Below are 22,673 nucleotides of genomic sequence, written 5' to 3'. Positions count from 1 at the left end.
CCCAGCGACGGCACGGCGGTGGGCGGGAGCCGTCGACGGCTCCCGCCCACGTGGCGGTCGGATGGTCAGGCGTACGTCTCGAACTCGGCGACCCTCGGCGTGCCGCTGGAGCTGGTGATCTCGAAGGTGACCTTGCTGAGCGAGGTCGAGGCGAAGCTGATCACACCGGCGGTGGTGCCGGAGGCGAGTACCGCCCCGGTGCCGTGGTTGATCAGACGCCAGCCCCGGATGTTGCCCACCGCGCCGGACGCCTCACGGATGGTGACCCGGGAGATCGTCTTCGCGGAGTCCCACTTGATCGAGATGGAACCCGTCGTAGCCGACGGGGACCAGGCGGTGTTCATGTCGCCGTCCCGGACGTCGCCGTAGCTGGTGCCGCTGGCCTTGCTGGAACCGTCGGAACCGGCGCCGATGCTCAGGTTGGTGCCGCTCGGCGGGTTCGTCGGCCCGGGGGTGGGGCTGGTGGTCGGTCCGGGCGTCGGGCTGGTCGGCCCCGGGGTGGGGCTGGTCGTCGGGTTCGTCGGGGTGCAGTTGCCGTTCGAGGTCCGGATGCCCTTGTTGGCGCCGGCCGTGTCCCGGACGATGGTCGGCACGCAGCTCGCCGCGTCCATCCGGTACGAGTAGGGGATGCTGACGCTGGTGTTGGACGTCGGGTTGGGCCCGGCCGGGTTGTTGTCGCCGCTGCGGGCCGACCAGGTGACGTTGTCGAAGGTGTTGCCGCTGACCTGCCAGTAGCCGGCCTCGCTGGTGTAGAACGTGCCGAGCACGTCCTTGGCGTTCTGGAAGTAGTTGTTCTCCACCTTGGCCTGCCCGCCGGCCCGCGAGTTGATGCCGGACTCGTTGATCCGCAGGTAGTGGTTGTTGTAGATGTGCGCCTGCCCGCCGCGTAGCAGGGGCACCCGCGAGTCGATGTTCTCGTACAGGTTGTTGTGGAACGTGACGAACCCGTTCGAGCGGTCGCTCTCGCTGGAGCCGATCAGGCCACCACGACCCGAGTTGCGCAGGATGCTGTACGACAGCGTCACGTACTGGGTGTCGTTCTTCATGTCGAAGAGGCCGTCGAAGCCCTCCGACTCGCCACCGGACGCCTCCAGGGTGACGTGGTCGACCCAGACGTTGCGGACACCGCTCTCCATGCCGATCGCGTCACCGCCGTTGGAGGTGGGCGAGCCGGACTTCTTGACGTTCCGCACCGTCACGTTCTGGATGATGATGTTGCGGGCCTCGCGGATGTGGATGCCGAGTTGGTCGAAGACGGCACCGTTGCCCACCCCGAGGATGGTGACGTTGCTGATCTGCTTGAGCTCGATCACGTCGGCGGCGGTGTTGCAGCTCGACCCGGACACCTTGGTGGTGTTGCCGTGGTTGATGGTCCCCTCCACCTGGATGGTGATCGGGGCGCTGCTGCTGGCCCGGTTGCACAGGGCCGCGTGGATCTGGGTGCCGGTGGTGGCGCGTACCGTCTGGCCGCCCGCGCCGCCGGTGGTGCCGCCGTTGCGGGTGGCGAAGCCGGTGGCGCTGCCGACGGCGGCCGACGCCTGGGGGGTCACCAGGGTCACGCAGACCGCGGCGCCCACGGCCGTCGCGGACAGCCCCGCGAGGAGTCGCAGTGCGACTGTTCGTCTCATCCTTGCCTACCTTCCGTGCTATCGGTGGTGGTACTGCTACAGCCGGGGGTGGTCGCCGGGTCGCCTGAGGGACGGTCAGAGCGGCAGGCGGTCGGCTCCGGCGAGCGGGCCGACGACGAGGGGCACCAGTGGTGCCGGGAGGACCGGTCCGTGCCGCAGCGTCGGCGTCCAGCCGGCGTCGGGCGACAGGTCCGGGTCGTGCGCGGCGTTGTACGCGGCCACCAGGTCCACCGGGCGGGGTAGCTTGCCGGCGGCCTTCACCCAGTTGCCCCGGGTGGTGATCGCGGTGCCGCTCCAGTCGTAGAGCAGGTCGGCGGCGGTGATGCCGGCGCCGAGGGTGAAGTGGTTGTTCTCCGCGTACACGGCGGACTGCACGCCGACGCCGATGGCGTACTCGAAAGCGTCGCCGGTCAGCCGGTACTGGTTGTTGTAGAGGTCGACCTGCCCGAAGCGGACCCGGGGCAGCCGTTGGAGCCCCTCGTCGAACAGGTTGTGGTGCAGGGTGACGTTGAGCCGACCGACGTCCGGGCCGACGGTGTTGGACGAGCCGATCAGCATCAGCTTGTCCCGCCCGTCGAACCGGTTCCAGGAGGCGGTCACCAGGCTGGCCGTGTGGGTGATGTCCAGCGCGCCGTCGTGCACCTGGTACGGCCGTCCGAAGTGGACCGGCTGGCCGCTGTCGGGATTGTCGCCGTCGGTGAACGTGTTGTGGTCGATCCAGACGTTCTCGCTGCGGCGGACCGAGACCAGGTCGTACTGGGAGTTCCAGTTGCCCGTCTCGCCGTCGGTGGGGGACCAGGCGGGGAAGCAGTCCCGGGCGTCGTCGAAGGTGATGTTGCGGACGATGACGTTGGGTGCCCGGTCGATCATCAGGGTGAGGCCGGTCAGTCGCGCCCCGCGCAGACCGACGATGGTGGTGTTCGGGCCGACGTTGATCTGGGTCTGCCGGGTCTGGTTGGTCACCGACCGGACCCGGGCCTCCTCCACCGGCCCGCTCGGCGCGACCCGTCCCCACACGGTCGGGTCGTACGCGGCCAGGTACGTCTCCAGCGAGTACCCGGGGTCGGCCAGGTCGGCGCAGTCGAGCAGTCGACCGTCGGCGTCCTCGAACCCGTCGATCTCGCCCCGGATGTAAACGATCTTCGGGGTCGCGTTGGTCGCGTTGGTGGCGTTGTTCCCGCCGAGCGCGGCGACCAGGTCCTGGCGACTGTCGACCACGTGGACCTGGTCGGCGGTGGCGGTGGAGCCACCGGTGGTGCCCGGCCCGGCCGCCGCCCAGCCGTCGTTCGTCGGCAGCGCCTGTCGGCCGATCTGGCGGGCCAGTACGGACAGGGTGTCCGTGCCGCCCGTCGGGCCGGGGTGTGCCGCCGCCGGGGTGGGCGCGGCGGTCAGGGTGAGAATGATCAATGCCGCACCGGCGGCAATTCTGCGCATCAGCTCGTCCCGTTCCCTCGTCGTTGTTTCTCTATGTGACGAAGGTTACGGTTATGTTTTTATTGTGGTCAATATTAATGATGTGCAGTTTTGTTGCAGAAAATGCTTTCGGCCGACATCGTCCCGACCTGTCCCGGTCGGGAAACCGCTGGTCATCGTGGCGTGATCGGTCCTGATCGGACCGGCGATGTTGCAGTGGCGTTGCGGTGTCCTCCTATTCCGCTCCGGTCGGATCGGTCCGCCACGGGGCGACCGCCCACGGCACACCCAGCTCGGTCGGCAACGCGCCGCTCTCGGCGGACCGGCGCAGCACGTCGTTGACGCCCGGAACGACTCGCACCCGCTGCGGGCCGTCGCCGACCGTCTCCACCCAGCCGCCACCGAGCAACGTCGGCTCGGGCGCCGCCTGGAGCGCGGTCAGCACCGCGGTGAACGGGGCGGTCCGGGCCAGCGGCGCGATCAACGGCACCCGGGGATCGGCCCGATGGTCCAGCAGGTTCTCCAACAGGCCCCGTCGGCCGGGCACCTCCCGTGCCTGCGTCTCGCCGGGCAGCAGCAGGCGGTCCGTCGGGTACTCCAGCACGGCCCGTCCGGCGTCCCCGGTCACGATCACCTCGCCGGGGACGAAGTCCTCCCCGGCCAGCGTCACCGCGGCCACGACCGGCGGGCCGTGCCGCAGGCGTACCCGCAGCACGGCGGTGTCCTCGACCTCGATCGGCCGGACCCGGTAGCGCTCCACCTCGACGGCGGTCGGCTCCACCGGCCCACCGGTGACCGCCTCGGCCACCGCCAGGCACTGCATCACCGCGTGCGCCAGCGGATTGGCCAACGCGCCGTCGAGCACCGGCCGCCCGTGCAACGTCCGCCGACCGGCCCACGGTGAGCGGGCGTAGTACGCGTCCGGACGCTGCCAGGCGGCGACGGTGGCGATGCCGGTGACCGTACCGAGTCGACCGGCGCCGACCGCGTCGGTCAGTGCGGTCAGCGCGGCCGACCCGAGCGCCTGGAAGCCGACCTGCGCCACCCGGCCGGTGCCGGCCAACGCCCCGGCCAGCTCCTCGTGTTCGGCGGTGCAGAGCACCGGCGGCTTCTCCAGCAGCAGGTCGGCACCGGCGGTCAATGCGTCCCGGGCGATCGGCAGGTGGGTGTGCGGCGGGGTGCAGATCACCACCACGTCCGGCGTGACGGCGGAGAGCATGGCGCGGTGGTCGGTGAAGACCCGGGCGTCGGGGGGTACCGGCGCGGTCCGTTCGTCCTCCAACGGCCGGGTGTCCACCAGTGCGACCAGGCGCAGCCGTCCGGCGTCGTGCAGCGGGCCGAGCACCCGCCGGTGCCAACGTCCGTGCCCGTTCGCCCCGACCAGCGCGACCGTCGGCACCGACGTCGCGGGCACGGCGGGCGTCGCGCGGGTCGTGGGCGTCGCGCGGGTCGTGGGTGTCGCGCGGGTCGTGGGTGTCGCGCGGGTCGTGGGTGTCGGGGCGTTGGCAGGGGACCCCTGCTCTACCGCAGGCGTTAGGAAGGTGCCCTTCCTTTCACTCATCCGGCACCGGCCAGGGTCGCTCGGACGCCGTGCCGGTGCAGGTCGGTCAGCCAGGCGGTGACGTCGGCGCGGACCTGCGCGTCGGCGGCCACCTCGGGCGGGACGACCTCGTCGAGGGCGAGGACCGCGTCGACGGCACCGACCGGGGTCTGCGGCGCGGCGGCCAGGGCGGTACGGATCCGCTCGGCCAGCGGGTCGTCCAGCGGCAGTGCGCGGCCGTCGTCGGCGATGCCCTGGGCGAACCGGATCCAGGCGGCCACGACCAGCGCCGCCCACCGGGCGGACCGGCCGGACGCGCGCAGGTCGGCGATGGTGTGCAGGATCCGCTGCGGCAGCTTCTGCGACCCGTCCATGGCCACCTGGAGGGTGCGGTGCCGGATCGCCGGGTTACCGAAGCGGGCGAGCACCTGCTCGCCGTAGTCGACCACGTCGACGCCGTCGGGCGGGGTGAAGCTGGCGGCCACCTCGGCGATCAGCCGACGCAGCACCGTCGTCAGGTGCGGCAGCGCGAGCGCGTCGGCGATCGTCTCGCATCCGGCGAGCGCACCGAGGTACGCGGCGGCCGAGTGCACCCCGTTGAGTCCGCGCAGCTTCAGCCGCTCCCACGGCCCGGCGTCGGCGCAGAGCACCGCACCGGCCCGGTCCCAGGCGGGCCGTCCGCCGGGGAAGTCGTCCTCGATCACCCACTGGGTGTACGGCTCGGCCGCCACCGCCGCCAGGTCCTCGACGCCGAGCGCCCGGCGGGCCGCGTCCAGGGTCTGCGCGGTGCTGGCCGGGACGATTCGGTCGACCATGGTGCCGGGGAAGCCGGCCTGGTCCTGGACCCAGTCCAGCGCGGTCTGCCCGGTGCCCGCGTACACCAGCGCCTGGGTGACCAGGCCACGCAGCCGACGACCGTTGGCGGGCAGGTTGTCGCAGCTCACCAGCGCGATCGGCCCGGCGTCGGCGGCGGCCCGGGCGAGCAGGCCGCGCACCAGCAGCCCCGGCACGGTGGCCGGGGGCCGGTCGCCGGTCAGGTCGGCAACCAGCTCGGAGTCGGGGCGCAGCGTGCCGGCCGCCGGATCGAGCTGGTACGCCTTCTCGGTCACCGTCAGCGTCACCACCCGGATCGCCGGGTCGGCCAGCAACGCCACGATCGCGCCCGGGTCGGCGGCGGCCAGCCGGACGTCGGCCAGCGCTCCGATCACCCGGGTCTGCTGGTCGGCGGCGGAGAGCGTGCTCACGCTGAACAGGTTGTCCTGCGCGGTCAGCGTCCGCACCAGATCGGCGTTGCGTGGCGCGACGCCGACGATGCCCCAGTCGCCCCCGGCCGACGCGAGCGCCTGCTCGGTGTAGACGGCCTGGTGGGCGCGGTGGAACGCGCCGAGCCCGAGGTGCATCACGCCGGCCGGCACGGTGCCCGGGCGGATCAGCGGACGGGACTGCGCCGGCAGTCGGCGCAGGGCGCCCAGGTCCAGTCGGGACGCGCCCACGGTCACCGCCACGTCGGGCCGTCCGGGAAGCGGAAGGTGGCGATCGACTCCGGCCGCATGGTGGCGCTGTAGCCCGGTTCGGTCGGCAGCAGGTACCGCCCGTCGCGGGTGCGTACCGGGTCGACGAAGTGCTCGTGCAGGTGGTCGACGTACTCCACCATCCGGCCGTCCAGACTGGTGCCCACCCGCAGGTAGTCGAAGATCGCCAGGTGCTGGACGTACTCGCAGAGCCCGACGCCGCCCGCGTGCGGGCAGATGGGTACGCCGAACTTCGCGGCCAGCAGGATCTCGGCGAGCACCTCGTTGACCCCGGCCACCCGGCAGGCGTCGATCTGCATCACGCCGATCGCCTCGGCCTGCAACAACTGCTTGAAGATGACCTTGTTGGCGGCCACCTCGCCGGTGGCGACCCGGCACCGGCCGCCGGTCAGCTCGGTCAGCGCGCGGGCGATGCGGGCGTGACCCAGCACGTCGTCTGCGTGCGTCGGCTCCTCGATCCAGTACGGGTCGACCTCGGCCAGCGCCGTCATGTTGGTGATCGCCTCGTCGACGTCCCACACCTGGTTGGCGTCCATCATCAGCAGCGCGTCCGGGCCGATCTCGGCCCGGATGATCCGGGCCCGCCGCAGGTCGTCCTCGGGCGGGCCGCCGACCTTCATCTTCATCGCCCGCCACCCCTGCGCGTACGCCTCCCGGGTCAACGCCCGCACCTTGTCGTCCGGGTAGCCCAGCCAGCCCACCGAGGTGGTGTACGAGGGGAAGCCGTCCCGCTCCAGCAGGGCCAGCCGGTCGGCGAGCCCGTCGCGTCCCTTGTCCAGGAGAGCGGCGGCCTCGTCCGGGGTGAGCGCGTCGGTGATGTGCCGGAAGTCGACGTTGGCCACCAACTCCTCGGTGGACAGCTCGGCCAGGTAGCGCCACATCGGCTTGCCGGCGAGCTTGGCGCGCAGGTCCCACACCGCGTTGACCAGCGCGCCGGTGGCCATGTGGATGACCCCCTTCTCCGGGCCGAGCCAGCGCAACTGCACGTCGGCGACGAGCGAGCGCCAGAACGCCACCGGTTCGGCGGTGATCTCCTCCACGCCGCGTCCCCGCACGTGGTGGGCCAGGGCCTGCACGGCGGCGCAGGTGATCTCGTTGCCGCGACCGTTGGTGAAGGTGAACCCGGCGCCGGTCGGCCCGTCGTCGGTGCGCAACTCGACGTAGGTGGCCGAGTAGTCGCCCCGGTTGATCGCGTCGGAGCCGTCGCCGCTGGCGGCGGTCGGGAACCGTACGTCGTGCACGGTCACGTCGGTGATGGTCGTCATGCCTGCTTCTCTCCGAACTTGAAGACCTGCTTCGGCAGCCGGTACGCCAGGTCGACGATGGTCTCGGCGGCCTCGTCCATGGGCAGTCGGTGCTCGGCCACCAGCCGGGCGAGGAAGCCGGCGTCGATGCGGCGGGCCACGTCGTGGCGTACCGGGATGGAGCAGAACGCGCGGGTGTCGTCGACGAACCCGGCGGTGTTGTAGAAGCCGGCGGTCTCGGTGACCGTCTCGCGGAATCGGCGCAGCACCTCGGGGGAGTCCAGGAACCACCAGGGTGCGCCGAGCACCAGGGCGGCGTACCCACCGGCCAGCGGTGCCAGTTCCCGGGTGAAGGTGTCCTCGTCCAGCGTGTAGAGCACCACCCGCAGCCGGGGGTCGTTGCCGTACGCGTCGAGCAGCGGCGCCAGCGCGTGCACGAACTCGGTGGCCTGCGGGACGTCGCCGCCCACGTCACGGCCGTGCCGGTCGTGCAGCCAGCGGTTGTGGTTGCGTACCGCTCCCGGGTGCAACTGCATGACCAGGCCGTCGTCCAGCGACATCCGGGCGAACTCCAGCAGCATGTGTGCCTGGAACGCCTCGGTGTCGCCCGGCTCGGCCCGACCCCGGCGGGCCCGGTCGAAGACCTCCGCCGCGCCCGCGCCGAGGTCCAGGGTGCGGGCGGTGAGGTGCCCGTGGTCCGACGAGGTGGCACCGGCGGCGATGAACGCCTCCCGGCGGGCCCGCAGCGCGGCCAGGTAGCCCTGGTACGTGCCGGTGTCCTCGCCGGTGATCTCGCCGAGCCGGTCGACGTTGGTCGACCAGTCCTCGAACTCCAGGTCCACCACGTTGTCCGGCCGGAAGGTGGTGACCACCCGACCGCCCGGACCACCCCACCCGTCGGCGGCGAGCTTGGCGTGCCGACCCAGGTCGTCCAGGGGGGACTCGGTGGTGGCCAGCACCTCGATGTTGAACCGTTCGAACAGGGCCCGGGGCCGGAATTCCGGCTCGGCGAGCCGGGCGGCGAGCGCGTCGTACACCTCGTCGGCGGTCTGCGGCGACAGTCGGGTGTCCAGGCCGAAGACCTCGGTGAGGGTCTGCTCCAGCCAGAGCCGGGACGGGGTCCCGCGGAAGAGGTGCCAGTGCTCGGCGAAGCGTCGCCAGATCCGCCGCCCGTCGGTCTCCACCGGGCTGCCGTCGCGGGTGGGCACGCCCAGCTCGGCCGGGAGCACCCCCTGGCTGAACAGCATCCGGGTCAGGTAGTGGTCGGGCACGATGAGCAGCCGGGACGGGTCGGGGAACGGCTGGTCGTCGGCGAGCAGCCCCGGGTCGACGTGCCCGTGCGGCGAGATGATGGGCAGCCGCGCCACCAGCGCGTACAGCTCGCGGGCCAGGGCGCGTTGGCCGGGCTCGGCGGGTAACAGCAGGTCGGGACGGGTCGAGGTGGGCACGGGGTTCGGCTCCTGGGGTCGAGGTCAGTCGAGGGTGAGCAGGTCGGCGACCCGCACGGGGGCGCCGGTGTCGAAGGACCGGTTGGCGGCCAGGCCGGTGAGCAGGGCCAGTGCGCCGTCGCGGGCGGTCGCCGCGCGGTCCAGCGGATCGGGTACGCCGCCGAACAGCACCTGGGTCATCCGGGCGTCCGCCCCGCCGTGGCCGTGCCGGGTGTACCCGTCGACCTCGATGCGTCGGGGCGGGGACCAGAAGGGGCGCAGGGTCAGCGTGGCGTCGCCGCCCTCGCTGGCGGCCTCGGCGCCGTGCAGGGCGGCGCCCTTGAGTGCGCCGGCGGCGGCCGGGCTGACGAACTCGCTCTCGGTGACCTCCAGCTCCAGCCGGCCCCGGCTGCCGTTGACCATCACCCGGTAGCCCTCCCACGGCGCGTACGCGGTGAGGTGGTAGGTCATCGTCGCGCCGCTGGAGTAGGTGGCCAGCACCGCCATGTCGTCCTCGATGGTCACGCCGGGGGCGAAGACGTTGCGGTCGCGGTGGTAGCCGTCGGAGGCCTCGGCGTCCAGGTACAGCTCCCGCAGCCGGGGGTGCTCGGCCAGGCGCAGCGCGAACGGGTCGTCGGCGGCGGCGGGGGCGGCGTGCGCCCGCTCGTAGTCGCGGGCGTAGCCGTGCCGGCGGCCGTCGTCGCCGTAGAAGAACAGCCGGCCGGCGGCGTACACCTGCACCGGGGTGGCGTCGAGCCACCAGTTGACCAGGTCGAAGTGGTGGCTGGCCTTGTGCACCATCAGCCCGCCGGAGCTGGCCTTGTCGCGGTGCCAGCGCCGGAAGTAGTCGGCCCCGTGGCGTACGTCGAGCAGCCACTCGAAGTGCACCGAGCCGATCTCGCCGACCGCGCCCTCGGCGAGCAGCCGCCGCATCTGTTCGTGCAACGGGTTGTAGCGGTAGTTGAACGCCACCGTCACCCGTCGGCCGGTGCGGCGTACCGCGTCGAGGATGCGCTGGCAGCGGGGCGCGTCGGTGGTCATCGGCTTCTCGGTGACCACGTCGCAGCCGGCGTCCAGCGCGGCCACCACGTACGCGTCGTGGGTGACGTCGACCGAGGTCACCAGGACCACGTCGACCCGCTCCTTGGTGAGCATCGCGGTGAAGTCGTCGGCGTGGTAGGTCGGCAGCGCGGCGTGGCCCAGCTCGCCGAGCCATCGGTTGTGGGCGTCCATCCGGGCCTGGTTGACGTCGGCGAACGCGGCCAGCTCGGCGGTGTCCGCGTGGTCGCGGACCAGTGCCCGGACGAACATCTCGGCGCGGGCGCCGGTGCCGACGACGGCGTACCGGGCGCGCTTGCCGGGTTGCGGTGACACAGACCGATCCTCCTCGATCTTTGTGCAAACCTTTGCAGTGAAGTAACCACGATCGATTGGTCAGAGTCAACGAGCGGCCGAGAATCGGCGTCTTTTGACCCTATTCGTGGGGCTTAGAGTGCATGGTGAGAGCCCGGCCGAAACAGAGCTGTAATCAAGCGCCGTTGACAGTGGAGCAACCGTTTGCATTAATTGGCGACACCCGTGACCGCCGACACACATCGATGAAGGGGGCCTGAGTGCCAGTCACCATCCGGGACGTCGCACGGGCCTCCGGCGTGCACATCTCCACCGTCTCCCGCACCTTCTCCGCACCCCATCTGGTCAACCCGGAGACCCGGGTACGGGTCCTGGCCTGCGCCGAGGACCTGGGCTACCGGCCCAACCGCGCCGCCCGCGCCCTCATCACCGGCCGGACGCACAACATCGGCCTGATCATCGCCGACATCGCCAACCCGTTCTTCCCGCCGCTGATCAAGGCGGCGGAGAGCCAGGCCCGCCACCGCGACTACCACGTCTTCGTCGCCGACACGAACGAGGACGCCGCCGCGGAGGAGGAACTGGTGCACGCGCTGGCCAAGCAGGTCGACGGCGTGCTGCTGTGCAGCCCACGGATGAGCAACAGCCTGATCGAGCAGCTCAGCCGCGAGGTGCCGCTGGTCGTGGTCAACCGCCAACTGGCCGGTCTGCCCTGCGTCCTGATGGACGTCGGGCAGGGCGCGCGCACCGCCATCGAGCACCTCGTCGGCCTGGGCCACCGGCAGATCGCCCTGCTCGGCGGGCCTCGCGGCTCATGGACCAGCCGGGAGATCCGACGCGCCGCCAGCGCGGCGGCCCGGACCGCCGGCGCGGACCTGACCGTGCTCGGCCCCAACCCGCCCACCGAACACGGTGGCCTGGCCCAGGCGGAGCAGGTCCGCCGGGCCGGCGTCACGGCCGTGCTCGCCTACAACGACCTGATCGCGATCGGACTCCTGGAGGGGCTCGACGCACTCGGGGTCGGGGTGCCGCAGGAGGTGAGTGTCGTCGGGGTCGACGACATCAGCCTGAGCCGACTCACCCGCCCCAAGCTGACGACGGTGGCCACGCCGACCGCGGCCGCCGGCCGGACGGCCGTCGACATGTTGCTGCAACAGGACACCGATCTCCCGCGCACCGGGCGGGGCGGCGGTGCCGGGGCGACAGTCGGCGTCCGTCGTACCACCGCACAGGTAATGCTCCAGACCGAGTTGGTCATCCGCGACTCCACCGCGCCGGGACCATACGCCGGCCGGGAACGTCCCGGCGCCGCTGCCGTAGGCCCGGGCCCGCATCGCCGTGCGGACCCGGGCAGCCCGATCGTGGCCGCCGGTGACGTCGTCGCCTCCTAACGCCAAGGAGTGAGCGCACATGCACCCCGCAACGCACCCCACCGCGAACGCGTCCGACGGGCGCACCTACCGTACCCCCCTGCTCCGCCGCCGGTTGCTGCGCGGCATGCTCGCCGCCGTCGTGGCCCTGCCGCTGGTCGGCGCGGCCGCCGCCTGCGGCGGTGACGACGCCGGTTCCGACGGCAAGGTCAAGCTCTCCATCTTCTGGTGGGGCGGCGAGGCCCGGGCCGATCTCACCAACCAGGCCCTCGACCTCTACACCAAGAAGAACCCGGACGTCACGTTCGAGAAGGTCTGGCAGGCCAACCAGGGCTACTTCGACAAGCTGGCCACGCTGACCGCCGGTGGCAACCCGCCGGACATCTTCCAGATCGACGACAACTTCCTCGCCGAGTACGCGGCCCGCAACGCCACCCTGGACCTGAAGAAGTACGCGGACTCCGGCGACCTCGACACCAGCAGGTTCCCGCCCAGCCTGCTCCAGTACGGCGAGGTCGACGGCAAACTCGCCGGCCTCGCCGCCGGGGAGAACACCCAGGGCCTGGTCTACAACAAGACGCTGCTGACCAAGAACGGGCTGCCCGAGCCGACCACCGGGATGAGCTGGGAGGAGCACATCACCTGGGCCGAGCAGGTCAGCAGGAAGGCCGGTGTCCCCGGCACCCAGGACCCCAGCGCCGACTACAAGGCGTTCTGGGTCTGGCTGCGCCAGCAGGGCAAGGACCTCTACTCCGGCAACGACCTCGGCTTCACCGCCGAGGACGTGACCAGGTGGTTCGAGCTGTGGAAGGGCGCGCGGGACCGGGGCGCCACGCCCACCCCCGACATCATCCACGAGGGAAACGCCACCGACATCACCAAGCAGCTCGTGGTGACCGGCAAGTCGGGCACCTCCTGGGTCTGGGTCAACCAGATGCCGGAGTTGAAGAAGAACACCGCCGACGAGCTGGGCGTCATCGCGTACCCGGGTGACCCGAGCGCGCAGTGGGCCCGCGCCTCGATGTACTGGTCGGTCTTCCGGGGCAGCAAGAACGCCGACGTCGCGGTGGACGTGATCAACTTCCTCGCCAACGACCCGGAGGCGGTCAAGCTGCTCGGCACCGACCGGGGCCTGCCGTCCAACATGGACCTGCGCCGGGTGGTCAGCGACGACACCACCGACCCGGCGATGAAGCAGTCCATCGAGGTCGAGAACAAGCTGGCCGAGACGTTCGGCGAGGCGCCGCAGGTGCCGATCAAGGGCCACAGCAAGGTCCGCGCCGAACTGACCAAGGCCGCCGAGAACGCCCAGTACGGGCGGGCCACCCCCGCCGAGGCCGCGGCGCAGTTCGTCGAGGCCTGCAAGGCAGCGATCGCGTCCTGACGCCGCCGCGAAACCCGGAGAGGAGCAGTTCGTGGCCCTGACCACGGCGCCCGACCCGACCCGCCGCGGCACCGGATCCGTCCGGCCCGACGCCACCCGGCGCGGGACCGGACGGATCCGGCACGGGGAAGGTCTGGCCGGTTACGTCTTCCTGTCGCCCTGGCTCATCGGTCTGATGGCCATCACGGCGATGCCCATGCTGTTGTCGCTCTACCTCAGCTTCACCAACTACGACATCCTCACCCCCTGGTCCGAGGTGGAGTGGGTCGGGCTGGCCAACTACGAACGGATGTTCACCAGCGATCCGTCGTGGTGGCACTCGGTCCGGGTCACGCTCAGCTTCGCCCTGATCGCCGTACCGCTGAAACTGGCCGCGGCCCTCGGGGTGGCGCTGCTGCTCAACCGGGCCTGGCGCGGGGTCGGGCTGTTCCGGGGCCTGTTCTACCTGCCGTCGTTGCTCGGCGGCAGCGTGGCGCTGGCCATCGTCTGGGTGAACATGTTCAACCGGGAGGGGGCGTTCAACTCCTTCCTGGCGCTGTTCGGCATCGAGGGCAAGCCCTGGGTCAACGACCCGGACTGGGCCCTGGAGACCCTGATGGTGCTGGCCATCTGGCAGTTCGGCGCACCTATGGTGATCTTCCTGGCCGGGCTCAAGCAGGTGCCGACCGAGCTGTACGAGGCCGCCTCGGTGGACGGCGCCGGGACGTTCCGCAAGTTCGTCAACGTGACGCTGCCGATGCTCTCTCCGGTGATCTTCTTCAACCTGGTGCTGGAGACCATCAACGGTTTCCAGGGCTTCACCGCCGCGTTCGTGCTCAGCAACGGCACCGGCGGCCCGGTCGACTCGACCCTGATGTACACGCTGAACCTCTACATCACCGGCTTCACCGACCTGGAGATGGGTTACGCCTCCGCGATGGCCTGGGTGTTCCTGATCGCCATCGCCCTGATCACGGTCGTCTTCTTCAGCACCGGCCGGTTCTGGGTGCACTACTCCGACGGGGAGGACCGCTGATGGTGGCGAGCACCGTGGCGCCACCCGTGGCGACCCGCCCGCAACGCCCGCGCAGCCGCTCCTGGCTGCGGCTGATCGTGCTGCTGGCCATCGTCGCGGTGGTGCTCTATCCGCTGATCTGGATGATCGGCACGTCGTTCAAGTCGCAGCAGGAGATCGTCAACAACATCGGGCTGCTGCCGGAGACCTTCACCCCGGGCAACTACACCAACGGCTGGAGCAACTTCGACGTCAGCTTCGGCCGGTTCTTCCTCAACAGCGCCACGGTCAGTCTGCTGACCGTGGTCGGCAACGCGGTGAGCTGCCTGCTGGCCGCGTACGCCTTCGCCCGGCTGAGGTTCCGGCTGCGCGGGCTGTGGTTCGCCGTCATGATCGGCACCCTGCTGCTGCCGGGGCACGTGCTGATCGTGCCGCAGTACATCCTGTTCCGCAGCCTCGGCCTGGTCGGCGGCGACTGGCCGTACCTCCCACTGCTGATCCCGCAGTTCCTGGCCACCGAGGCGTTCTTCGTCTTCCTGATGGTGCAGTTCATGCGGAGCATCCCGCGTGAGCTGGACGAGGCCGCCCGGATCGACGGCGCCAACGCGTTCGGCATCTTCCGGTACGTCATCCTGCCGCTGAGCCGACCCGCGCTGGTCACCACCGCGATCTTCTCGTTCATCTGGACCTGGAACGACTTCTTCCGGCAACTGGTCTTCCTGTCCAGCCTGAGCGACTACACGGTGCCGGTGGCGCTGACCCTGTTCATCGACTCCACCAGCCAGAGCGCGGTGGGACCGATGTTCGCCATGTCGGTGCTGTCCCTGCTGCCGGTCTTCGTGTTCTTCGTGGCCTTCCAACGGATGCTCGTCGAGGGGATCAACACCAGTGGACTCAAGGGCTGACGACGGCCACGACCGGCGGACACCGCGCCGCGACTGGCGCGACACCGTCCGCGACGCCGCCGACCTGGCGCTGGTCGGCATCCTGACGGTGCTCGCCTCGGTGCCGGTGGTGACCGCCGGCGCCGCGGTCGGCACCGCCAGCGCGGCCGTGCACGACTGGCTGGCCACCGGCAGGTGGCCGACGGCCCGGCAGACGTTCTCCCGGTTCGGCCGGGGACTGCTGCCGGGCCTGCCGGTGGCGCTGCTCGGGCTCGCCGCCGTCGGCCTGCTCGCCGCCGACCTGGTGGCGTTGGCCACCGGTCGGGTGCCCGGCGGGGCGCTGGCGTTGAGCGTCACCACCGTCGTCGCGGCGGGCCTGCTCGGGTACGCCGCCGCCGTCGTGGTCGAGGTGGGTCGTACCGGCGGCACCGGCTGGCGGTGGGCCGCCGGCCGGGCCGCCCGGGCCTGCCTCGACCACCCCGCGCACTGGGCCGCGCTGGCCGGCACCACCGTGGTCGCCGCGCTGCTCGGCGTACTGGTCACCCCGGTCGCGGTGCCGATCCTCGCCGGGTACGCGCTGGCCGCCGTGCACGCCGTGGCCCGCCGCCGGACGGTCGCCGAGGCGGAGCTGTCGTGACCGCCGGACCGCTCACCGGTACGCGTTCGACCGACGACGATCCGCACCTGGTCGTCGGCGGTACGCCGGTCGCCCGGTACGTGCTCGCACCCGACCTCGACGCGAAGCACGGACCCCGGCCCTACCTGCACCCGGTGCGTACCCTGGCGGGCACCACGGTCACCGACGCGTTCCCGGCCGACCACGTCTGGCACCTCGGTGCGTCGCTGGCCGTGCAGGACGTCGACGGCACCAACCTCTGGGGCGGTCGCACCTACGTCCGCGACGTCGGCTACACCTGGCGGGCCGACCACGGCCGGATCGCGCACACCGGCTGGCAGCATCGCGCACCCGACCGGCTCGACCACCTGCTGCACTGGTGCGACCCGACCGGTGCGGTGCTGCTCACCGAGCGGCGTACCCTCACCGCCTCGGTGCTGCCGGGCCACCGGAGCGCCTGGCGGCTCGACGTCGGCAGCACCCTGACCGCTCCCGCCGACCGGGACGTGACGCTGGGCAGCCCGGCCACCAACGGTCGCCCCGGCGGGGCCGGGTACGGCGGGTTCTTCTGGCGGGCGCTGACGGACGGGCCGACCGAGGTGTTCACCGCCGCGCGCGACGGCGAGGAGACGGTCAACGGCTGCGCCGAGCCGTGGGTCGCACTGCGCGGCAGGTCGCCGGAGGGCGCGGCGTACACGCTGGTGTTCAGTGGTCTGGGGCCGGGGGACCGGTGGTTCGTCCGGACCACGATGTATCCGGGGGTCTGCGTGGCGTTCGCGTTCGCGCAGACCGCGACGATCCCGGCCGGCACCAGCCGGCCCGGCCGCTACCAGGTGGTCGTCGCCGACGGCGCGCTGGATCGCGCCACCGCTGCCGCGCTGATCTAGACGGCCCGGTCTCAGCCGGCGCCCAGGCAGACGAACGCCGCCGCAGTGGCCCGGGCGGTGCTGTCGCCGGAGGCGACGAACGCCTGCTGGGCCTCGGCGAGCGCCGAGGCGGGGTGGGCGCCCGCCCACATCCGTCGGTGCAGGTCCACCATGAGCGCCGTGGTGGGCTCGGCGGGCACCGGCAGGACGGTGGCGATCAGACACCGGGTACCCAGCGCCAGCAGCACCGCGGCGAAACCCATGATCTCGTCACCGGGACGGACGTCGGTCAGCCCCGATTCGCAGGCGGAGAGCACCACGCAGCCGGGCGGACGGGCGACCCGCTCCCATTCGTAGGCGAACAGCGGCCCGTCGGCCAGCTCCAGCGTGGAGAACTGCGGATTGTCGGCGCGGAAGGTGCCGTGGGCCGCGATGTGCACCATGCCGGCACCGTCCAGCGCGGCGGTCAGCGCACCGGCGGTGGCGTCCGGCCCGACGAGCGACCGGGCGCCGGGCAGCACCTCGGCGAGCCGTGCGACCTCGGCCTGCCCGGCGGCCAGCCGCGGACCACAGGCCAGCACGGGCGGCCCCGCCCCCGCCGTGCGACGGTCCGCCTGGAGCCAGACCGTCGCCGAGGGCGCGACCGTGACGGCGCGCCCGGCGCAGGTGGGCAACCCGGCCCAGCCCACCGAGTGCAGGGCACCGACCGGGACGATGACCAGGGGACGGTCACCGAGGCGTCGTCGCACCGGATCGAAGAGCTGACGGTCGAGTGCCGCCGCAGCGTGCTCGGCACCGGCCCGTGCGGCGGTCGGATCCCGGCCGACGATCAGCCGGCGCAGCCCGAACCGGTGCCACCGGGCCAGCCTCGCCGCCTCGGCGAGCGGCCCGAGGTCGTGCAGGCTGGCCCGGCCGTCGCGGACCAGTACCGCGCCGAGCCGGTCGCCGTGGGCCACGAGTTCGACGAGTACGCGGGAGCCGAGGCGGTCGGCCAGCCGACGTACGCCCGGTGGGGTGGTCACCCCGGACGCGCCGGGCGCCCGCCGGGCCAGGTCCCGGATGTGCTGTTCGAGTCGGGTCTGCCGGCCGCGCAGGGCGCGGACCGGACGCCCGGCCAGGACGGCGTCCTCCAGCAGCCCGCTGACGAGCCGGAGTTCGGCCAGCGTCGCGACCAGGTCGGGATCGTCCGGTGGCAGGGCCGGGCGCATCCGCAGCGCGTTGGCCCGCCACCGCTCGGTCCAGGCGAGGACCCGCGCCGGTGCACCGGCCCGGATCGCGATGTCCAGGCCCTCGGCCGCCAGTTCCTGTCCGTACGCGCCGCTGCTGGCCCGCAGTTCGGTGGCGCCGAGCGAGGTCCGGTGCCGGTCGAGCACACCCAGTCCACGGCGAAGCGCGCGGGCCGCACCCGTCGCGTCGCCGCCGAGTCGGCGGGACAGCGCCAGGGCATACCAGCCCTGGGCCCGCCGGGGTGCGGTGCCCCGGGCCCGCGCGCGGGCGGCGACGGCGAACAGCGTGCGGGCCCGGTCCGGGCGACCCATCGCGGCGGCCAGCAGGCCGGCGTCGATGCGGGTGCTCAGTGCCGGGTCGGACCACCCGGTGTCGTCGAGCTGGTCGGCGGTCCGCATCATCGCGGTGACCAGGGCCGTGGTCCGGGTTCCCCGGCGGACCTCGGCGCGTAGCTCGACGTGCCGGGCGAACGCCGCCCAGGTGCGGCGGCCCTGCCGCCGGAACCGGGTCCGGGCTGCGGCGGCGGCCTCGGTGGCGGTGGTCAGGTCACCGGCGAGCAGCGCGGCCCGGGCCCGGGCCAGCATCGCCTCAGCCAGGTCGGAGGCCATGCCCCGGCGGCGCAGCTCCCGGATCGCCACGTCGGCGATCTCCACCGCCTCGTCGACCAGGGGCACCGACAGCAGCAACTCGAAGCGGTCCAGCAGCAGCGCCGGTCGGGGCACGCCGAGGCGTCGGTACTCCTCGCCGACGGCGGCGAAACAGCGCAGCGCCGCCGCGATGTCGCCGCGTCGACCGGCCGCGATCCCGCTGTTCCACCGGGCGTCGGCCGCCGCGAGGTCGAGGCCGAGCCGCTCGAAGGCGGTCGCCGCCCGGGAAAGGTCGTCGGTGCCGCCGGTGGTGCCCCGGTGGGCGTTGAGCAGGCCCCGGTTGTTCCGGGCCCGGGCCTCCAGCAGGAGGTCGCCCTCGCGTTGGGCGATGTCGATGGCGAGGCCGTAGTCCCGCACCGCCTCGTCGTACCGGCCGCGATAGTGCAGCACCACCCCCCGCTGCATCCGGGCCCGACCGGCGTCGGCTCCGGTCAGTTCGGGCAGGGCCGCGGTCACGGCCCGCAGCGCCGCCGCGGTGTGTCCCGAGCTGGCCAGGACGTACCCGAGGCTCATCCGGGCCAGTGCCCGGGTCCGGGCCGTGCCCGCGTGGCGCACCGCCCGACGCAGGTGCCGCCGGGCGCCGGCCATGTCGTTGAGTTCGCGTAGCGCCAGCCCGATGGCGCGGTCGGCGGTCGAGCGCTCGTCCCCGTCGGATCCGGCGGCGAGGACCCGCTCGGCGATCACGATCGCTTCGCTGGGGCGGCGCTGGACGGTGTCGAGGGCCGCCTGGGCGGTCGCGGCACTGTCGGTGCGGTCGGGCACCGGTGCAGGGTTCACCATCCGTTGAGTGTCGTCCATATTTCGTCCGAGTGGTCGACGTGTGACAGTGAGTAGGCGGATGCCATTGACATGTGCCGATCAGTTGGAAGAATTGACCGGAGACCGGGACCCGCCGCACCGGACCACCAGTGCCGAGCCGCCTCCCGAGTCGTCTGGGGAGGACCCTTGCTGCCCGACCGTCCCACCGCGCCACCCGTCACCGCCCGGCTGTCCCGACGACGCCTGCTGGCCGCGTCCGCGCTGACCACCATGGCGCTGCCCCTGGGTGCCACCGTGCGACCGGCACCGGCACTCGGCGACGACGCCGCCGACGACAAGGCGTACCAGCTCGCGTTCGCCGAGACGCTCGACGCCGACCGCAACGTGCGGCGGTACGCCGTACCGGGGCGGGAGATGCTGTACCGACCCCGGCAGTTGCTCACCGCCCCCGCCGACGCCCAGCGGGTCGCCGCGTGGCTCAGGGCCACCGGCAACCCGGTGACGTTCGGCGTCGGCTTCGCCGGTGTCAGCCGACTGCTGTTCGCCGGGGAGGCCGACATCCCCGCGCTCGTGACGAAGCTGCGCGACCCCCGACAGTGGCCCGGAGCGCCGGTACCCGTGGTCCAACCGCACCACGTGCTGCTCGGTCTGGGCAACATCATGGGTAACCCGGGAGGGCCGCCCCGGGCGCTTGCCGCCCTGCCACCCCCGGATCCGTCCCGGCTCGCCGAGGGTGCGGGGGTGACGGTCGGGATCTGCGACACCGGCATCTGCCGGCAGGCGGGCAGCCGACACCCGCAGTGGCTGGGCGGCGCATACCTGCCTGAGGTCGACGACGAGGACCCGCTCTACGTGCACACCGACGTGCTCGCTCCGCAGGGCGGTCACGGCACGTTCGTCGCCGGGGTGGTGCGGCAGGCCGCGCCGGGCGTACGCCTCGATCCCGAGACGGCGCTCGCGCCGACCGGTGTCGGGGACGAGTCGATGCTGGTGGCCGCCCTGAGCCGGCTCTCGGGCGAGGTGTCGGTGGTGAACCTGTCCCTGGGCGGCTTCACCCTCGACGACCGGCCCTCGTTGCCGCTCGCCAACGTGCTGGCCGCGATGCCGACGACGGCGGTGGTGGCCGCGGCGGGCAACGCCGGTGTCGACCGTCCGGTCTGGCCGGCCGCCCTGGACCGCGTGCTGGCGGTCGGGGCCGTCGAGGTGAGCGCCGCGGGTGCGGTGGTGCCGGCGGAGTACAGCGGCCGGGGTGGTTGGGTCGACGCCTGCGCCCTCGGTCGACGCGACAGCACGTACGTCGAGGGGCGGCTGCCGCTGCCCGGACGACCGACCCGGCTGTTCCACCGGTACGCCACCTGGGCCGGCACGTCGTTCGCCACGGCGCATGTCGCCGGCCGACTCGCCGCCCTGATGACCGAGGCCGGACTGAGTGCCGACGGGGCACGGCTGGCCCTGCTCGCGGCGCCGCGCTGGCACCCCGACTACGGCGTGCTCGTCGGATGACCGGGCACGGCGGAGCACCGAGCGGTGTCGTGGTGACCGATCGACACGTACGCGTCCTGGTCGCCGAGGCGGCCGATGGGGACGAGTCGGCCTGGGTCGAACTGGTGCGTCGGTACACCCCGCTGGTGTACTCGGTGATCCGGTCGCACGACCTGAGCGGCGCCGACGCGGCCGATGTCAACCAGACCGTGTGGTTGCGCCTGGTGGAGCACCTGGGCCAGGTCCGCGAGCCGCAGGCACTGGCGGCCTGGTTGGCCGTCACGACCAGACGGGAGTGCTACCGGATGTCCCGTCTCGTCCGGCGCACCCAGCCGGTCGACCCCTCCGACGGCGCGCTCGACGCCTACCACGGGACCTGGCCGTACGCCGCTCCGCCGGAGGAGGACCTGCTGCGGGCGGAACGGCGGCAGGCGCTGCGGGAGGGCTTCGCCCAGCTACCGCCCCGGTGCCAGGAACTGCTCGCGCTGTTGATGGCCGAGCCGCCGCCCAGCTACCGGCAGGTTTCCGAGCGGTTGGGCGTACCGGTCGGCAGCATCGGGCCGACCCAGGCCCGGTGCCTGCGGAGGCTGCGTGACTGTGCGGTGCTGGCCCCGTACCTGGGACTGGGGCCGCACGCCGGACGGCAGGGGGGTGAACGCGATGGAGCCGTGGCCGCCGGTCGATGACGACAGGCTCAGGGCGGAACTCGTCGCCGCGCTCTGGAACTCCGAGGGCGTGCCCGAGGAGCATCTGACGGCGGCGCGGGCGGCGTTCGCGGGGCGGACGACGGAGACCGGGGTGACCCTGGCTGAGCTGACCTTCGACTCGGCGCTCGAGGCGGAGCCCGCCGGGGCCACCCGCTCGTCCGGCTCGGCGCGGAGCCTGTGCTTCCGGAGCGCCGACGTCGTCCTGGAGATCGAGGTGAGCGACGCCGGCATCGTCGGCCAGTTCTCACCGGCCGGCCGGGGCCGGGTCAGCGCCCGGACGATGAGCGGAATCTACGACGAGGCGACGGTCGACGCGGTGGGTCTCTTCTCGCTCGGGGTACCGCCGACGGGCCCGGTGCAGCTTCGCGCGTACAGCGGCGAGCACGTGGTGGCCACCGACTGGGTCTGCCTGCGCTGACGCCACGGGGGTCGTGGGCCCCCTCCGACCCACGACCCCGCGCCTCGGTGCGAGCTAGCCCTGCCTGCCGGTGCTGATCAGGTACTGCACACCACCGAGATCGGTCGACCTGGCCCCGCTGGTGTCCGGACCGAACTGGGTCACGGTGAAGGAGATCTCCCGCTGGCTGTCGGCGGCGGCGGAGAAGAGCAGCGAGAACTCCGCGCGCTCACCGGGGTTCAGCGTGATGTTGCCCAGGCTGGCCTTGGTGGGTTCGACGATCTCCACCTGGGTCCGGCCGACCGCTCGGACACCCGTGCCGACCGCGCCCCCGGCCCGCCAGCGCTCGAAGAGGTCCGGGCCGAGGTCGACGACGACTCGCCCGCCGATCCCCTGGAGCGGTTCGGCCGCCGCGAAGACGACCTCGTTCCGGGACGGGACGGTCAGCGAGTTGCCGATGGCGAAGGGTCGTACGACCGACGGTCCGCCCGGGGTGAGCCGGACCGAGTCGACGTTGCGCCACGCGATGTTGTTGTTGTACCGGGTGTTCGTGCTGATGTCCGGGCCCTCGAAGGTCATCGGGTCGGTCGCGGACACCCAGCGGGCGAGCAGGCAGAAGTGTCCCGGCCCGGGGACTCCGGTCCACGGGATGGTGACCGTGGTGACGCCGGCGAAGGACACCACGTTGGCCGCGCCGATCTGGGTCCAGTGGGTCGGCCAGACCGCGCCGCCGCCGGGCGTGGTCCGGTAGACGCGGAGCACTCCGCTGCTGCTGCCCGAGCCGTACGGGCCGGGGTTTCGCAGCTTGATGAAGAGGTAGTTGGTGACGCCGACGATCGGGTTCTGGCTCACCGCGCACTCCACGGCGGTGGGGCAGACCTTGATGTCGGGGCTGGCCCAGAGCGGGTTCAGCGTGTGCGGTTCGACTCCGACGTCGGCGGTGGTGTCCTGGATGTAGACGTCGGAACGCGCCGCCGCGGCGGCGGCCGGGACCGCCTCGACCGGTACCGCCGCAGCGGCGGTGACCGCCAGCAGGCCGGTCAGCATCGCAGCGGTGAGCCCGACCACCGTGGCGCGGCGGACTCGTCTTCCTGCACTGCTCATGACAGGTTCTCCTATCGAAGGAGCGTGCGCCGGTGACGGTGTGTGTACGTACCGTGTCGGCGCGATGACGTAGTTCAGGAGCCGGCAACCGGGCTGGTG

General features: G+C 72.3%; 18 protein-coding genes. 9 read left to right on the top strand and 9 right to left on the bottom strand.

Annotation, left to right across the window (positions count from 1 at the left end; all coding sequences use genetic code 11):
• Positions 1-65 precede the first annotated feature (65 nt).
• The 7 genes from ACIBMZ_RS18340 to ACIBMZ_RS18310 all read right to left on the bottom strand — a co-directional run bounded on the left by ACIBMZ_RS18340 (position 66) and on the right by ACIBMZ_RS18310 (position 10,158).
• Positions 66-1,628 (bottom strand): polysaccharide lyase family 1 protein, encoded by a 1,563-nt coding sequence (locus ACIBMZ_RS18340; protein WP_396695191.1) that lies wholly within the window; start codon positions 1,626-1,628, stop codon positions 66-68.
• Positions 1,629-1,703: 75 nt separating this feature from the next.
• Positions 1,704-3,062 (bottom strand): polysaccharide lyase family 1 protein, encoded by a 1,359-nt coding sequence (locus ACIBMZ_RS18335; RefSeq protein WP_396695189.1) that lies wholly within the window; start codon positions 3,060-3,062, stop codon positions 1,704-1,706.
• A gap of 214 nt (positions 3,063-3,276) precedes the next feature.
• Complete coding sequence (locus tag ACIBMZ_RS18330) at positions 3,277-4,455, bottom strand: Gfo/Idh/MocA family protein (protein WP_396695187.1); 1,179 nt, start codon at positions 4,453-4,455, stop codon at positions 3,277-3,279.
• A 143-nt stretch (positions 4,456-4,598) separates the two neighbouring features.
• Positions 4,599-6,086 carry a mannitol dehydrogenase family protein gene (locus ACIBMZ_RS18325; RefSeq protein ID WP_396695185.1) on the bottom strand — a complete coding sequence of 496 codons (1,488 nt, stop codon included), beginning with the start codon at positions 6,084-6,086 and terminating at the stop codon, positions 4,599-4,601.
• Positions 6,077-7,378 (bottom strand): enolase C-terminal domain-like protein, encoded by a 1,302-nt coding sequence (locus ACIBMZ_RS18320; RefSeq protein ID WP_396695183.1) that lies wholly within the window; start codon positions 7,376-7,378, stop codon positions 6,077-6,079. Before ACIBMZ_RS18320 ends, ACIBMZ_RS18325 begins: the two co-directional genes overlap by 10 nt.
• Positions 7,375-8,805 carry a glucuronate isomerase gene (gene uxaC / locus ACIBMZ_RS18315; RefSeq protein WP_396695181.1) on the bottom strand — a complete coding sequence of 477 codons (1,431 nt, stop codon included), beginning with the start codon at positions 8,803-8,805 and terminating at the stop codon, positions 7,375-7,377. The genes ACIBMZ_RS18320 and uxaC overlap by 4 nt, the downstream gene beginning before the upstream one ends.
• A 24-nt stretch (positions 8,806-8,829) precedes the next feature.
• On the bottom strand, positions 8,830-10,158 hold the full coding sequence (locus ACIBMZ_RS18310) for a Gfo/Idh/MocA family protein (protein WP_396695179.1): 1,329 nt from the start codon (positions 10,156-10,158) through the stop codon (positions 8,830-8,832).
• A gap of 239 nt (positions 10,159-10,397) precedes the next feature.
• On the opposite strand from ACIBMZ_RS18310, the gene ACIBMZ_RS18305 reads away from it, so the two are divergent.
• Genes ACIBMZ_RS18305 through ACIBMZ_RS18280 form a run of 6 tightly spaced genes read left to right on the top strand, consistent with a single transcriptional unit; the run spans position 10,398 to position 16,272 of the window.
• A complete protein-coding gene (locus ACIBMZ_RS18305) occupies positions 10,398-11,528 on the top strand; it encodes a LacI family DNA-binding transcriptional regulator (RefSeq protein ID WP_396695177.1) in 1,131 nt (376 codons plus the stop codon).
• A gap of 19 nt (positions 11,529-11,547) precedes the next feature.
• Entirely contained in the window at positions 11,548-12,891 is a 1,344-nt protein-coding gene (locus ACIBMZ_RS18300) for an ABC transporter substrate-binding protein (RefSeq protein WP_396695175.1), read from the top strand.
• Positions 12,892-12,922: 31 nt separating this feature from the next.
• Positions 12,923-13,906, top strand: a complete 984-nt coding sequence (locus ACIBMZ_RS18295) for a carbohydrate ABC transporter permease (protein ID WP_396695173.1) — start codon at positions 12,923-12,925, stop codon at positions 13,904-13,906.
• Complete coding sequence (locus tag ACIBMZ_RS18290) at positions 13,906-14,790, top strand: carbohydrate ABC transporter permease (protein WP_396695171.1); 885 nt, start codon at positions 13,906-13,908, stop codon at positions 14,788-14,790. Before ACIBMZ_RS18295 ends, ACIBMZ_RS18290 begins: the two co-directional genes overlap by 1 nt.
• The gene (locus ACIBMZ_RS18285; RefSeq protein WP_396695169.1) at positions 14,774-15,406 is read left to right on the top strand and encodes a hypothetical protein; all 633 of its coding nucleotides are present in this window, start codon (positions 14,774-14,776) and stop codon (positions 15,404-15,406) included. Before ACIBMZ_RS18290 ends, ACIBMZ_RS18285 begins: the two co-directional genes overlap by 17 nt.
• Positions 15,403-16,272, top strand: coding sequence for a PmoA family protein (locus tag ACIBMZ_RS18280; protein ID WP_396695167.1), 870 nt, complete (start codon positions 15,403-15,405; stop codon positions 16,270-16,272). The genes ACIBMZ_RS18285 and ACIBMZ_RS18280 overlap by 4 nt, the downstream gene beginning before the upstream one ends.
• Before the next feature lie 11 nt (positions 16,273-16,283).
• On the opposite strand, the gene ACIBMZ_RS18275 is transcribed toward ACIBMZ_RS18280, so the two are convergent.
• Positions 16,284-18,905 (bottom strand): CHAT domain-containing protein, encoded by a 2,622-nt coding sequence (locus tag ACIBMZ_RS18275; RefSeq protein WP_396695165.1) that lies wholly within the window; start codon positions 18,903-18,905, stop codon positions 16,284-16,286.
• 165 nt (positions 18,906-19,070) lie between these two features.
• Here ACIBMZ_RS18275 and ACIBMZ_RS18270 point away from each other — a divergent pair, with 165 nt between their 5' ends.
• From ACIBMZ_RS18270 to ACIBMZ_RS18260, 3 genes are read left to right on the top strand one after another with little or no spacing between them, the layout of a single operon-like run.
• A complete protein-coding gene (locus ACIBMZ_RS18270) occupies positions 19,071-20,387 on the top strand; it encodes a S8 family peptidase (RefSeq protein ID WP_396695163.1) in 1,317 nt (438 codons plus the stop codon).
• Positions 20,388-20,419: 32 nt separating this feature from the next.
• Positions 20,420-21,052, top strand: coding sequence for an RNA polymerase sigma factor (locus ACIBMZ_RS18265; RefSeq protein ID WP_396695162.1), 633 nt, complete (start codon positions 20,420-20,422; stop codon positions 21,050-21,052).
• The gene (locus ACIBMZ_RS18260; protein WP_396695160.1) at positions 21,027-21,491 is read left to right on the top strand and encodes a hypothetical protein; all 465 of its coding nucleotides are present in this window, start codon (positions 21,027-21,029) and stop codon (positions 21,489-21,491) included. The genes ACIBMZ_RS18265 and ACIBMZ_RS18260 overlap by 26 nt, the downstream gene beginning before the upstream one ends.
• Before the next feature lie 54 nt (positions 21,492-21,545).
• On the opposite strand, the gene ACIBMZ_RS18255 is transcribed toward ACIBMZ_RS18260, so the two are convergent.
• Positions 21,546-22,574, bottom strand: a complete 1,029-nt coding sequence (locus tag ACIBMZ_RS18255; RefSeq protein ID WP_396695159.1) for a hypothetical protein — start codon at positions 22,572-22,574, stop codon at positions 21,546-21,548.
• Positions 22,575-22,673: the final 99 nt, after the last annotated feature.

Origin of the sequence: Micromonospora sp. NPDC049900, assembly GCF_044461025.1 — a bacterium.
Lineage (GTDB): Bacteria > Actinomycetota > Actinomycetes > Mycobacteriales > Micromonosporaceae > Micromonospora.
The sequence above is the reverse complement of the archived record's forward strand: the minus strand, read 5'-3'. Positions and strand labels throughout refer to the sequence as shown.

Excerpts from the sequence above, each read along its gene's own strand:
- ACIBMZ_RS18300 (WP_396695175.1), top strand. The coding sequence starts at position 11,548 with ATGCACCCCGCAACGCACCCCACCGCGAACGCGTCCGACGGGCGCACC.
- ACIBMZ_RS18340 (WP_396695191.1), bottom strand. The coding sequence starts at position 1,628 with ATGAGACGAACAGTCGCACTGCGACTCCTCGCGGGGCTGTCCGCGACG.
- ACIBMZ_RS18335 (WP_396695189.1), bottom strand. The coding sequence starts at position 3,062 with ATGCGCAGAATTGCCGCCGGTGCGGCATTGATCATTCTCACCCTGACC.
- ACIBMZ_RS18260 (WP_396695160.1), top strand. The coding sequence starts at position 21,027 with ATGGAGCCGTGGCCGCCGGTCGATGACGACAGGCTCAGGGCGGAACTC.
- ACIBMZ_RS18320 (WP_396695183.1), bottom strand. The coding sequence starts at position 7,378 with ATGACGACCATCACCGACGTGACCGTGCACGACGTACGGTTCCCGACC.
- ACIBMZ_RS18255 (WP_396695159.1), bottom strand. The coding sequence starts at position 22,574 with ATGAGCAGTGCAGGAAGACGAGTCCGCCGCGCCACGGTGGTCGGGCTC.
- ACIBMZ_RS18275 (WP_396695165.1), bottom strand. The coding sequence starts at position 18,905 with ATGGTGAACCCTGCACCGGTGCCCGACCGCACCGACAGTGCCGCGACC.
- ACIBMZ_RS18290 (WP_396695171.1), top strand. The coding sequence starts at position 13,906 with ATGGTGGCGAGCACCGTGGCGCCACCCGTGGCGACCCGCCCGCAACGC.